This is a genomic window from Paeniglutamicibacter sulfureus, assembly GCF_039535115.1.
Classification (GTDB): Bacteria; Actinomycetota; Actinomycetes; order Actinomycetales; family Micrococcaceae; genus Paeniglutamicibacter; species Paeniglutamicibacter sulfureus.
In genome coordinates this window covers 492606-505193 of record NZ_BAAAWO010000001.1, presented here as the reverse complement: position 1 = coordinate 505193, position 12588 = coordinate 492606, and the positions used below count along the sequence as shown (strand labels likewise).

Genomic DNA, 12588 nt, shown 5'->3' with positions numbered 1-12588 from the left:
GCAAGAAAGCGCCTTCACAACAAGGCCTGGGGCACTCGCGAGCAATTTTGCGAATAGCATTCGTATACCAAATGACCGGACCTTCCACCTCAGCATCCGCAATTGTGCCATGAACGGTTGGTCCCAATAAATATCGAGTCTTGAAGAACCGAGAACCCTTCCGTCGCGGCCGAACCGAAGCTGCCACCTATCCGTTCAAGCGTTAAGAAACAAAAAACACCGGACCCGAATTTCCGAATTTACGTTCCTCAGAGATTCCGTCATGCGGCCACCAGGAAAATGATCGATACCTGTCTAGTTTCAAAGCAGGAAACTTTTCAAAGCCCGTCTTGACAATATCCAAGTCGCCTTGAAAAATCAGCTGTCGCCCGCCTTCAAGCTCAATCCTCAGACCATTTGCCGTATCTTCAGCAAGCGTTAGTGAAAAGAGCGAATCGAAAGGTCGCCCGTACCAACCGTCCGGCAGGACCAAACTGGCTCTTCTATGCTTCGAAAAGTAGCCCTCAACCTTTTTGGCTGGTGATCTTAAAATCATCGTACGCACCGAGTCGTCAGGAACTGTACCGTCAATGTACAGATGGTCATCCCCTCTCTGCAGGGTGTTCTCGTCGTCTCATTTCTTGGTTATCGCCCGGATTCATGGTGCACGATGCACACCTCGCTACAGCTCCCGAAATGACCACACCGAAACGCTCCATCCAATTGATCCGGCAATTGACATTGCCGCCTTGGAAATCTTCCCGACTTGAAACTCATAACGGCTATCAAGCTCGAGATTCTCTGCCACGGATTTCCAATTTTCGAATGTCACTCCGTCCGAGAATCTAAGTTGGCCACACTCTTGTGTGTTGATTAGGATGGAAGTTCCTGTGCGAGGACCGACCTCTTCTTCGACACTGGAAACGGTGCACACTATAGAGTCCAGATTATTCCGGTCATACGCGAATAATGCCGGCAATCCCACTATAATTAATAGTCCAAGAAGTACGATTATTCCCAAAATCGAGAAGAACGTTATCTTGCTCTTCACACTTGGTCGCTCACCGCGTCTGGAAGGGTTGACCACTTTCCCTCATTTCGTAAAAACCATCTTGAAGTAAACCGGGCATCGACCTGATTCTGCGATACGCCATCAAGGAAGGGTCTTGGGGTGAGCCGAGTTACTTGGGTTCAAACCACCGAGGTCCGGACCCCCGAATCATTTCACCCCGCGAGATATCCCCCCTCGACGAGAATCCCTTCCGCAAAAACGAAATGATAATAAACACATACGCCTACCAATATGGTTCCAATAATATATGCAGCCACCCTTGCGCCCTTGCCCATATGATGCGCGTCCGGTTTCTTCCCAGTTCGCCACAGAAGGATGAGAGCGATCGGGAACAGAACCAGCGTGATAGGCATTGGAACCCCACCCCCACCACGGTTGTATTTCCCGTCGTAAGGGACTGAAGTATCCAGTGGAACGCTAATAAAGACAAAAACTGCCACTGCCATGCAAACCGTAAAAGCGGCAACGCAAATCGTCCTCATATATTTCGTGACTTTCTTACCGAGAATCAAGTCCTGCTCAGTAAGAACGTCTTCCGAAGCCTCATTTTTCTGCCCAGAATCTTCGCTCTTGCTCACCACGGCTCTACTCCTGTCCATCTCTCAATAACTTCTCCACCCACGAATTTCGCGCTTTCAACAATAGCGCCCGCGTGGGCCCCACCGTACGCAGCAAACGAGTGCGTCATCCAACTCGGGTTCGAGCCCAAATTCGAGCCCAAATCGGAAGCACCCGGGAACCGTGAAAGAAGGAGTCCACCAGCAATGTCGTACCCTTTTTCCATCCCGTCGTAATCTTCCCCCGTAATGGCATGCTCGAGGTACCCGCCGGCCCAGCTTCCCCCTCCGCCCGTAACGTATTGGGCAGCGCGCAGGATTCGACCTGTTGCGCGAGGGAAGAGATACCCGCCTTGGCCACCGACCGCACCGCCTAGGAACCCGCCCGCAGCGGCTCCCAAACCGCCCCGCGTCGACCAATCCTTTCGAGGTGTGTGTCCCGTAGTACATTCCCGTGTTGACCGCGCCTCCGCCGATGCCGTTGGAGACCGCAGACCTGACCATCTGCCGTCCCGGCAACCTCGCGACGTAGCCCCCAACACTCGAACCGACACGCGAGACACCCGAAGCCACCGCAGAACCAGCCCGCGAGGAAACCGCCGAGACGGCCGCACCCGCCCGGCTTGCCCCCGAAACCGCTGCGGAGCCGATGCGGCCCGCAGCCGGCAGCAACCGCGAGGTCACCGCGGTCCCGGCACGTCCGACTCCGGAAGCGACAAGGCCATCCACCCGTCCGGCCAAAGGGCCGGCAACCAGCCCGACAGCTCCCGTCAGGGCCACCTGCCCCCAGTTCACATCGCCGGTCGTGGCCTTCTGAATGATCGTGTCCGCACCGGCACCGATCAGCATCATCCCCACCGGCCCCCCAACACCGGTGGCCATGAGCGCGCCGCCGGCAACCACCATCGCACCCCCGGCGACATACTCCCAGTTGCCCTTCCACCAATCCCCCACCGCGGAAACCACACTGCCGCCGACCGATCCGTCGTAGGCCTTCAACTCAGCGTCGGTCAGCGGACGCTGCCCCGTCGGATCCGTCGCATTCAGCGGATTATTGCCCGCATAGGCATACGGGTTGCCATCCCACCCCGCACCCAGGACCGGCGCCAAGGGATCAGTCGACAGAAAACCGCGAACGGACGGGTCATACGCACGCACCCCCTGGCACCAGGCCGCGCTCCGAGGTTCCTCGCACAATAACGAACGTGCGCCCGGCGGATCAGTAACGGGACCGTGCCGGGGGTCGATGGGTCATCAACCCCGTCCTTGCCCGTAGGGATCGGCGGGCGGCTGCCAAAACGGCAGATCCGTCTGTCTCTGATGGCCACCGCCGGAATCATCCACGGGGTCAGGGTCGACCACGGGGCTTACCCTGGTTGCCCTCGCTCAGGGCACCAGGCGATACTCCTGTGCAGACAGGCCTTGGTCGAAGCTTCCCTCCATAATGACCCGGGAGAACCATCCAATGTCGAACTCATACTCATCACCGGCCGTGAAGGAAGCCGCAACCTCCTCCTGGTTATCGAAGTTGACGCCGCGGTCGACGTAGATATCCCCGCAATTCGACGTGTTGACCAACACCCCTGCCCTCGACACCGAACCCCTCGAGCCCCGAGCTCGTCCGCGGCTCCGCAGACACCACCTCGCACTGAATTGCCTCGACCCCAATTGAGTTCCACAGAGGGATTAACAGAACGCCGGCAGCGCCAAAAATCGTGAAAATTGCAGCGATTTTCCAGAACCACTTGGATCGTTGCCCGCCCGCCTTTTGAGCCGGCCTCTCGCTAGTCATCAATATCCCTCTACAACTCGTTTCACCAACCGCTAGAATGACGGCCAGTCGCTGGCCCGCTGCCTCCCATGACAAATCCCTGGACTCCACCGTTCCAGAGATCCTCGCGTTCCGGGACACCAGGATGCAACTCGGTATTCACCCGACCAACAGCAATGCCTCCAACTCGGTCTGCCCCTTGCTCGGTCAGGAATCGCGTGTCAGCACGAGTGCTGGGCGCTACATCGCGAGGTTGCCGGGACGACAGATGGGCAGGTCTGCGGTCTCCAACGGAATCGGCGGAGACACTGTCAACACGGGAATGCACTACGGCACCACCCCTCGCAAGGACTGGTCGACGCGGGACGCCTTGGGAGCGCTAGCGGGCGGGATTCTCGTCGGTTCGGCGGATCCTCACAGCAACCGGCGACATCGATCCCACTGCCCCGGGCTTCCTGACGACCCCCTGGCCGCGGCGCCCATGGGCCACGAGATGGCGCGGTCGCCGAGCCATGCCGAAACCTGACCGAGACCCAGACCCGCTACGCCGGCACCGGCCGGGTCCTGCGCCACACCATCCGGGAACGGCCGTGCGTCGACACGAATCACTTCGACCCCGCCACCCAAGTCCAGACCCTGGGCCGACTGACGATCACCCTGGATCCGATGACGACGAAGCGTGAATCTCCTGCTTTCGAGGAACCATGCCTGAGCCTCACCGTGACCCACACCCGATACCCGGGCATCGACCTGATCCTGCGACACGCCATCAAGGAAGGGTCTTGGGGTGAGCCGAGTTACTTCGGTTCAGACCACCGATGCCCGGACCCCAGAATCACTTCACCCCGCAAGGTATCCCCCTTCAACGAGAATCCCCTCCGCAAAAACGAATTGAAAATAGACGCTTACTGCCATCAAGGCCGGCCCAAGGATATACAAGCCAATTCTTGATCCTTTACGCATATGATGAGCGTCAGGTTTCTTGCCTGTTCGCCAAAAAATAACAATGAATATCGGAGACATAACCAACGCAATCGGCATGGGAATTCCACTTCCACTGCGATCATATTTTCCATCGTAAGGCATTCTGGTGTCCAATGGAACGTTCATAAAAACGAAAATTGCAACTAATATGCTTACGACAAAAGAAATGATACAAATAATGTCTACAAATTTCGAGGCCTTCCTTCCAAGTAGTAGATCCTGCTCAGTGAACTCAGTATCCGGATCCGGATCCCGCTTATCCGCACCCGCACCATCATTTTTTGCTACCACGGCTCTACTCCTGTCCGTCTCTCAATAACTTCTCCACCGACAAATTTCGCGCCTTCAACAATAGCGCCCGCGTGGGCTCCACCGTACGCAGCAAAGGAGTGCCTCATCCAATTCGGGTTCGAGCCCAAATTCGGGCCCAAATCGGAAGCGCCCGGGAACCGTGAAAGAAGGTCACACCGGCATCCGAGGTAGCAAGAACGGTCACACCGGACATCCTCGCAGCAGCAGCGTTTCGCACCAAGAATCAAAGTACTCGGCTCGAGTTCGCCGTCGTACTTCAGTGGTGCGATGAGGTAGGCAGGAAGGCCTGTGAACGGTGCATGGGGTGAAATCCTTACTTAAAAGCGAAAGTGGCCGGGCCCGCCGAGACAAAGGTCTCGACAGGCCCGACCACCGGCAAAACCGGATCTACCAACAGGTGAGCGTCAGGTGTTACCAGCCGCGCTCGGCCAGGCGGTGCGGCGCCGGGATGTCTGAGACGTTGATGCCGACCATGGCCTCGCCCAGGCCGCGGGAGATCTTCGCCAACTCGTCCGGGTCGTTGTAGAAGGTGGTGGCCTTGACCACGGCGGCTGCACGCTGTGCCGGGTTGCCGGACTTGAAGATGCCCGAGCCCACGAAGACGCCGTCGGCGCCCAGCTGCATCATCATCGCTGCGTCGGCCGGGGTGGCGATGCCGCCGGCGGTGAAGAGCACGACCGGGAGCTTGCCGGTGGCCGCGATTTCCTTGACCAGCTCGTACGGGGCCTGCAGTTCCTTGGCGGCCACGTACAGCTCGTCCTTGGGCAGGGCCGCCAGCTTGGCGATCTCGGCGCGGATCTTGCGCATGTGCCCGGTGGCGTTGGAGACGTCGCCGGTGCCGGCCTCGCCCTTGGAGCGGATCATGGCAGCACCTTCGTTGATGCGGCGCAGTGCCTCACCGAGGTTGGTGGCGCCGCAGACGAAGGGGACCTTGAACGGCCACTTGTCGATGTGGTGCTCGTAGTCGGCCGGGGAAAGGACCTCGGACTCGTCGATGTAGTCGACACCCAGGGACTGAAGGATCTGGGCCTCGACGAAGTGGCCGATGCGGGCCTTGGCCATGACGGGGATCGACACGGCATCGATGATGCTGTCGATCATGTCCGGGTCGCTCATGCGAGAAACGCCGCCCTGGGCGCGGATGTCGGCCGGGACGCGCTCGAGCGCCATGACGGCGACGGCGCCTGCGTCTTCGGCGATGCGGGCCTGTTCGGCAGTGACAACATCCATGATGACGCCGCCCTTGAGCATTTCCGCCATGCCGCGCTTGACGCGGTCGCTACCTACGGTAGTTGCGGGGGTCGAGACGCCTTCGTTTTCAGACACCTTGGTTTCCTTTCAATAAGGTGAGCAGTATGCGAATCATCGTAGGACGGGGACGTAATAAAGACCTCGGTCATGTCGTCACAAATGAATATCAGTAGATAAGTCCCCTATATTTTTCGGACTGCCCGCCTACCAGCAAAACATCGTTTTCCGCTGGATCATAGGGTTTTGTCGGCGGCGCACAGGAATCCCGCCGAGCGCAAGACCAAGTCCACTTAGGGGCGCCCGGGACTTAACTGAATGGACCGCCGCGCACACGCACGGCAGTCCATTCATGGATTTCTATTCGTCTTTAGTCGATCTCAAGCCAACCGGCGGCCAGGTCCTCACGGATGTCGCTCAAGGTGGCGGGGATCGCCTTGGTCTGGGCGATGATCGGGAAGAAGTTCCCGTCCCCCGCCCAGCGCGGCACGACATGCTGGTGCAGGTGTGCGGCGATGCCGGCTCCTCCGGTGACTCCCTGGTTCATGCCCAGGTTGAATCCAGTGGGACGGGAGACGTGGCGCAGCACCCGCATGGACTTTTGCGCCAGGGCCGCCATCTCCGCGGTTTCCTCCTCGGTGATGTCCGTGTAGTCCGGAACGTGCCGGTACGGGCAGATGAGCAGGTGCCCCGGGTTGTAGGGGAAGAGGTTCAGGATCACATACGCGGTCTTCCCGCGGTGCAGGATCAGCGCATCCTCGTCGCTGCGGGTCGGCCCAACACAGAACGGGCAGGCCTCCTCGCCCTTGTCCCGGTTTTGGCCGGCCTTGATATAGGCCATCCGGTAGGGAGTCCACAGGCGCTGGAAGGAATCGGGCACCCCGGCGATCTCGAAATCGTCGGTGATGGCCGCGTCCTGTTCCTCCTGCGAAATACCGCGCGGTGCTTCGATGGCGTGTTCGCGTGTGGACTCCCCCATGGGTTCTAGGCTTCCCGGTTCTTCACCGCGGCGACAATGCGTGCCACCGCTTCGTCCACCGGCACGCCGTTGTCAGTGCTGCCGTCGCGGAAGCGGAAGGACACCGCACCTGCCTCCGCGTCCTCGCCGCCGGCAATGAGCACGAACGGGATCTTGTCCTTGGACGCGGTGCGGATCTTCTTCGGGAAACGATCCGAGGAGATGTCGGCCTCGGCCCGGATGCCCGCGGCCTTGAGCTTGTCGATCACATCGAACATGTACTCGTTGAAGGCCTCGGCCACGGGGATGCCCACGACTTGAACCGGGGAGAGCCAGGCCGGGAAGGCGCCGGCATAGTGCTCGGTGAGCACGCCCATGAAGCGTTCGACCGAGCCGAAGAGCGCACGGTGGATCATCACCGGGCGCTGGCGGGTGCCGTCGGCGGCCTGGTATTCGAGCTCGAAGCGCTCGGGCAGGTTGAAGTCCAGCTGGATGGTGGACATCTGCCAGGTGCGGCCAAGCGCGTCCTTGGCCTGGACGGAGATCTTCGGACCGTAGAACGCCGCTCCTCCCGGATCCGGGACCAATTCCAAGCCGGAGGCCTCGGCGACCTCGGCGAGGGTGCGGGTGGCTTCGTCCCAGATGGCGTCGTCGCCGACGAACTTTTCCGGGTTCTTGGTGGAGAGCTCCAGGTAGAAGTCGTCCAGCCCGTAGTCCTTGAGCAGCCCCAGCACGAAGTTCAGCGTTTCGGTCAGCTCATCCTTCATCTGCTCCTTGGTGCAGTAGATGTGCGCGTCGTCCTGGGTCATGCCGCGCACGCGGGTCAGCCCGTGGACCACGCCGGACTTCTCATAGCGGTAGACCGAACCGAATTCGAACAGGCGCAGCGGCAGTTCGCGGTAGGAGCGTCCGCGGGAGCGGAAGATCAGGTTGTGCATCGGGCAGTTCATCGGCTTGAGGTAGTAGTCCTGGCCGGGCTTGCGCACCGTGCCGTCTTCATTGAGCTCGGCGTCCACGTGCATCGGGGGGAACATGCCGTCGCGGTACCAGTCCAGGTGCCCGGAGACCTCGTAGAGGTGGCCCTTGGTGATGTGCGGGGTGTAGACGAACTCGTAGCCGGCCTCGACGTGGCGTGCACGGGAGTAGTCTTCCATTTCCTTGCGGATGATGCCGCCGCGCGGGTGGAACACCGGCAGGCCCGAACCCAGCTCGTCCGGGAAGGAGAAGAGGTCCAGCTCGACGCCGAGCTTGCGGTGGTCGCGGCGCTCGGCCTCGGCGATGCGCTCCTGGTAGGCCTTCAGGGCATCCTTGGTCGGCCAGGCCGTGCCGTAGATGCGCTGCAGCTGCTGGTTGTCCTGGTTGCCCAGCCAGTAGGCGGCCGAGGTGCGGGTCAGCGCGAAGGCGTTGGAGATCAGCTTGGTGTTGGGCAGGTGCGGGCCGCGGCACAAATCGCACCAAACCACGTCGCCGGATTTGCGGTCGACGTTGTCGTAGATGGTGATTTCGCCGGCACCGACCTCGACGTTGACGCCCTCGCCGGCGGAATCTGCCTCGTTGGCCTTGTTCAGCAGCTCGAGCTTGTACGGCTCGTTGGCCATGGCCTTGCGGGCCTCGTCCTCGGTGACGACGCGGCGGGCGAACTTCTGGTTCTGGTTCACGATCTTGAGCATCATCTTCTCGAGGGTCTTCAAATCCTCGGGGGTGAACGGCTCGGCGACGTCGAAGTCGAAGTAGAAGCCATCGGTGATGTACGGGCCGATGCCCAGCTTGGCGTCCGGGCGCAGCTGCTGCACGGCCTGGGCCATCACGTGCGCGGTGGAGTGGCGCAGGACCTCGAGCCCGGCGGGGGAATCGATGGTGACGCGTTCGACGGCGGTTCCGGCCTCCAGTGGGCGGGCCAAATCGCGCAGCACGCCATCGACGTGCATGACAACGACCTCGCGGTCGTCAAAGTACAGCTCGGCCCCGGTAGTGCCGGCATTCACCTCGCGTTGTTCCCCATCGACGGTCAGTGTGATTTGCTCAAGCACTACGGTTCCTCGTTTCGTGGTTCGGCTTCAGGGCTTGTGGCGTACGGTGGCCACAGCCAGCCAACCACCAGCTTAACCGACGCCCGCGCGTGCCAACCAATCGAAAACCGTGCATGTCATCGTGTCCTGGCAGGGCAGTGCGAGTCGCGGGCACGCTCCCGATGCACGGGCGGGACAAGGTTGGGGAGCCAACCTTGGTCAACACAGCCGCTATCCAATGGAGTCAGCCAAGGTTAGGGCCTGAACCCTGGCCAACCCTTGCTCGCGGTCGGAACGACCGCGCGGCTCCTGAATCCCAGCGAAACCGCCGCCAACTCGGGGATCCAGAAGCTCGTTGATGCGGGAGCCCTCAAATTCGGTGGGCGCGGGAAACGCGATCAAGCGTGGAGCCCCGCCGGCGTCACCGCGGAGGCAGAGGGCCTCGTGCAGCGCATCGGCGAATATCGCCAGGACCTGTTGATGCCCAATGTACGGGCCCATCTGTCCAAACGCGGGCTGCCGGGTTCCTGAGGCCGGCATTCAGCCCCTCTACTACTTGTCGACAAGCCGGGCTAGCATCTAGGCATGGAACCCAGGGTTAATCTCAGCAAGTCCGATCCTGCTGCGTATGCGGCGCTGCTCGCCATGAACAAGGCCGCCAGCGATTCCGCCGATGCCGCGGGAATCGATCCCAAGCTTCGCGAGCTGCTCAAGGTGCGGGCCTCGCAAATCAATGGCTGCACCTATTGCCTGCGCATGCATACCCGCGACGCCCTGAAACTCGGCGAGAGCACCGACCGCCTGGCCTTGGTCTCGGCGTGGGCCGACTCCGAATACTTCACGGCGGTGGAACGCGCGGCCTTGGCATTGTGCGAGTCCATCACCTTGGTCTCGGTGGACCACGTCCCGCATGGGGTGTACACCATGGCCAGGGCGGTGCTGTCCGACGAACAGATCTCCGCGGTCGCCTGGCTGAGCGCGGCGATCAACATGTTCAACCGGGTTGCGATCACGTCCCGCTACCCGGTCAAGCCCTAGGTGCGTCCCTGCGCCTGCAGGTAGGCGATGACCGCCAGGACCCTGCGGTGGTCCTGCGCGGCCACGGGCAGCTCGAGCTTGGCCAGGATGTTGCCCACATGTGTCTCCACGGTGCGTTCGGTCAGCCACAGGCGCTGGGCAATGCCCAGGTTGGTGCGCCCCTCGGCCATCAGCGCCAGCACCTCGCGCTCGCGCAGGGTCAGGGATTCCACGGTGCGGTTCGTGCGTGCCGCGCCGATGAGTTCGAGAACCAGTTCCGGATCCAGGGCACTTCCACCCTCCCGCACCCGGCGCAGGGTGTCCAGGAATTCATTCACGTCCAGCACCCGGTCCTTGAGCAGGTAGGCAAAATATCCACCGGGGACCAACCGTGCAGTGTGTTTGGTTTCGATGCGCTGGGACAGCAGCACAATGCCAAGCCGGGGAAACTCGCCGCGCAGCACCACGGCGGCGCGCGCGCCGTCGTCGCTGAGATCCGGCGGCATGCGCACATCGCAGATCAAGACATCGGGTCCCAGGGCCCTTGTTTGCAACACTGCCGCCTCGGCATCGCCGACGGCCGCGAGCACCTCGTGCCCGGCATCCACCAGCAGGTTCGCAAGCCCCTGGCGAAAGAGCGCGGAGTCCTCGGCAATCACCAGCCGCATGGCAGCACCGCCTCGATGGTGGTGCCGCAACCGCTCTCGCTGCTGACAACCAATTTTCCGCCCAACGCGTTGACCCTGTCGTCCAGCCCGGCAAGTCCCCCACCCGGGGTGCTCCGGGCTCCGCCGCGGCCATCATCACTGACATACAGCCTGATGGCCTGCCCCTCCGACCCCAGTCGCACGGTGATGCGCTGCGCCGCGGCATGCTTGTTCGCATTGTGCACCGCCTCCGCGGCCACGAAGTAGGCCGTCGCGCCAACAACCTCCGGCACGTCGGCCAGGTGCCCGTCAATGTGCAGCGACACGGGGGTCGGGGACCTGCCGCTGAGTTGGCGAAGTGCGGTCTCGAGCCCCTCGTCCAGGGCGCTGGGCCTGATGCCGTGGGCAATTTGCCGCAATTCGGCTACCGCGGTGGCCAGTTCGGCGACCGCGGCGTCAAGCTGGGCGGCAAGTTCCTGGCCGTTGGCCGGCAGCCGCCGCTGCATCAGCCGAAGTCCCATGCCCAGGGCAACCAGCCGTTGCTGCGCGCCGTCGTGCAGGTCTCGCTCGAGGCGCTTGCGTTCGGCGAGCGAGGCCAAGAGCAGGCGCGTGCGGCTGGCATCAACTTCGGCCAGCGCCCCGGAAAGTTCAACCTGCTGCCGCCCCATCTCCAGCATCAGCGCCAGCGCCCTGGTGGCCTCGGCGTTGAACACCCGGCCGCGCCCCGGACCCGGAATGAGGATCCCGGAGACCTTCCCGGACAGGGCCACGGGTATCCCGGAGTCCGCCCCAAGCCGGGAACCGCTCGCATCGCAAAAACCGTCGCCGGACGAGAGGGCATAGCCGATCCGCAGCAGGGGGTCGGCGGTGGCGGCGCGCAGGATCCCCTCGAGGTCCGCAGGCCGTGCCGCATTGGTGAAGACCCGGTTTTCAAACGCCTTCAGGGTCTCGACGAGGCGCTCGTGCTCGGCGTAGACCAGGCGGCCGATCAGGCGTTGGATGCGTGGCCGCAGCGCCATCAGGACCACTGTCCCCGCGGCGGTGCCGGCCACGACCAGTGCCATGGCCGGCCGGGACCCAGTCCCGGGCCACCACATCAGCAGCACGGCCAAGGCCACGACGGCACCGAGCACCGCACCCACGCCCATCGCCGAGACCAGCACGCGCCCGGCGTCAAAGAGGTCCTCGTGCAGAATCGCCAGGCCGATGGCAGCGGGGATGAACAGGTACATGGCCGCCAGCCCGACCATCACGATGGATTCGTTGCGGTTCACCAGATACCCGGCCCAACACAGCAGCAGGGTTGCGGGAATGCCGGTCCCGGCCAGCGCCAGCCAGCGGATCTGGTTTCTTTCGGCGGGATCGGCCCGCCTGAATCGCCTGCCTAGGTCTACGACGCTGAGCACCAGGAGGGCCAGAAAGCCCGGCAACAGGGCGACGGCGGCAATGTCTGCACCGGGCACCGAACCCAGCCCCCGGTGCTGCTGAAATGGATCTCCATAGGGTGCGGGGCTCAAGGCTGCCAAGACCCCGAAGACCGCGGCGACTGCCGTAAGCCCGGCAGCCAGTCGCCGGGCGGACCGATCACCCAGGATTCCAGAGGGAAACACCAGGAGCATCAGCGCCCACGGCAGGTAGAGCAGCATCCAGGCACCCTGGGCCAAGGAGATCCACAGGCCGTTCACCGGGAGGGCACTGGATGCTTTCGCGGCCGCGAGATAGGTGTCGGTGCAGCCCACGGCGAGGATCACCAGCCCTGCGCAACCCAGGAGCGCGCCCACGCCCTGGCGCGGCAGGCGACGGGTGATGAGGTGCCCCAAGACGAGCGCGGGCAGGGACATGAAGATGCAGAGCCCCAGCCAACGTGCGGCGGGCGCATCCACGCCGGAAGTCAGCGCCCATGCCGCCAACGACAACGACACCGCCGCCAGCGGAAGCACTGCAATCGAAACCGCGCGGGCCCATGCCATGGGCACAGCATAAGCCCGGATCCATGGTTGGGCCCTCCGTGCCAGCACCGAGGTTTTTCAGGTG

At 62.4% G+C, this 12588-nt stretch carries 12 protein-coding genes and 1 pseudogene; 3 read left to right on the top strand and 10 right to left on the bottom strand.

The features are described 5' to 3' along the window. Positions 1-202: 202 nt before the first annotated feature. Entirely contained in the window at positions 203-472 is a 270-nt protein-coding gene (locus ABD687_RS02300) for a hypothetical protein (protein ID WP_310287610.1), read from the bottom strand. 731 nt (positions 473-1203) lie between these two features. Beyond that, positions 1204-1629, bottom strand: coding sequence for a hypothetical protein (locus tag ABD687_RS02295; RefSeq protein ID WP_310287612.1), 426 nt, complete (start codon positions 1627-1629; stop codon positions 1204-1206). Between the two features lie 796 nt (positions 1630-2425). Here ABD687_RS02295 and ABD687_RS02290 point away from each other — a divergent pair. Then, positions 2426-2599 (top strand): hypothetical protein, encoded by a 174-nt coding sequence (locus tag ABD687_RS02290; RefSeq protein ID WP_310293556.1) that lies wholly within the window; start codon positions 2426-2428, stop codon positions 2597-2599. A gap of 41 nt (positions 2600-2640) precedes the next feature. Here the strand turns inward: ABD687_RS02290 and ABD687_RS02285 are convergent. The 6 genes and pseudogenes from ABD687_RS02285 to thrS all read right to left on the bottom strand — a co-directional run. Next, positions 2641-2766 (bottom strand): annotated as a pseudogene (locus ABD687_RS02285) (RHS repeat-associated core domain-containing protein); the annotation flags it as partial. Between the two features lie 228 nt (positions 2767-2994). Beyond that, the gene (locus tag ABD687_RS02280) at positions 2995-3189 is read right to left on the bottom strand and encodes a hypothetical protein (RefSeq protein ID WP_310287615.1); all 195 of its coding nucleotides are present in this window, start codon (positions 3187-3189) and stop codon (positions 2995-2997) included. A gap of 1030 nt (positions 3190-4219) precedes the next feature. Further along, positions 4220-4654 (bottom strand): hypothetical protein, encoded by a 435-nt coding sequence (locus ABD687_RS02275; RefSeq protein ID WP_310287616.1) that lies wholly within the window; start codon positions 4652-4654, stop codon positions 4220-4222. Between the two features lie 432 nt (positions 4655-5086). Then, a complete protein-coding gene (gene pdxS, locus ABD687_RS02270; RefSeq protein WP_264268996.1) occupies positions 5087-6001 on the bottom strand; it encodes a pyridoxal 5'-phosphate synthase lyase subunit PdxS in 915 nt (304 codons plus the stop codon). Positions 6002-6293: 292 nt separating this feature from the next. Next, entirely contained in the window at positions 6294-6902 is a 609-nt protein-coding gene (locus ABD687_RS02265) for an HIT family protein (protein ID WP_264268997.1), read from the bottom strand. Positions 6903-6907: 5 nt separating this feature from the next. Then, on the bottom strand, positions 6908-8911 hold the full coding sequence (thrS, locus tag ABD687_RS02260) for a threonine--tRNA ligase (protein WP_310287618.1): 2004 nt from the start codon (positions 8909-8911) through the stop codon (positions 6908-6910). 258 nt (positions 8912-9169) lie between these two features. Here thrS and ABD687_RS02255 point away from each other — a divergent pair, with 258 nt between their 5' ends. Beyond that, complete coding sequence (locus ABD687_RS02255) at positions 9170-9421, top strand: hypothetical protein (RefSeq protein WP_310287620.1); 252 nt, start codon at positions 9170-9172, stop codon at positions 9419-9421. Positions 9422-9475: 54 nt separating this feature from the next. Then, positions 9476-9928: a carboxymuconolactone decarboxylase family protein gene (locus ABD687_RS02250; RefSeq protein WP_264269000.1), complete on the top strand. Its 453-nt coding sequence runs from the start codon at positions 9476-9478 to the stop codon at positions 9926-9928. Here ABD687_RS02250 and ABD687_RS02245 read toward each other — a convergent pair. Both ABD687_RS02245 and ABD687_RS02240 read right to left on the bottom strand, forming a co-directional pair. Beyond that, the gene (locus ABD687_RS02245; RefSeq protein WP_264269001.1) at positions 9925-10575 is read right to left on the bottom strand and encodes a LuxR C-terminal-related transcriptional regulator; all 651 of its coding nucleotides are present in this window, start codon (positions 10573-10575) and stop codon (positions 9925-9927) included. The genes ABD687_RS02250 and ABD687_RS02245 overlap by 4 nt on opposite strands. Then, complete coding sequence (locus ABD687_RS02240; protein ID WP_310287623.1) at positions 10563-12524, bottom strand: sensor histidine kinase; 1962 nt, start codon at positions 12522-12524, stop codon at positions 10563-10565. The genes ABD687_RS02245 and ABD687_RS02240 overlap by 13 nt, the downstream gene beginning before the upstream one ends. Positions 12525-12588: the final 64 nt, after the last annotated feature.

Coding starts and splice junctions, on each gene's coding strand:
- ABD687_RS02290 (WP_310293556.1), top strand. CDS start 2,426: ATGATCGTGTCCGCACCGGCACCGATCAGCATCATCCCCACCGGCCCC.
- ABD687_RS02265 (WP_264268997.1), bottom strand. CDS start 6,902: ATGGGGGAGTCCACACGCGAACACGCCATCGAAGCACCGCGCGGTATT.
- ABD687_RS02250 (WP_264269000.1), top strand. CDS start 9,476: ATGGAACCCAGGGTTAATCTCAGCAAGTCCGATCCTGCTGCGTATGCG.
- ABD687_RS02245 (WP_264269001.1), bottom strand. CDS start 10,575: ATGCGGCTGGTGATTGCCGAGGACTCCGCGCTCTTTCGCCAGGGGCTT.
- ABD687_RS02240 (WP_310287623.1), bottom strand. CDS start 12,524: ATGGCATGGGCCCGCGCGGTTTCGATTGCAGTGCTTCCGCTGGCGGCG.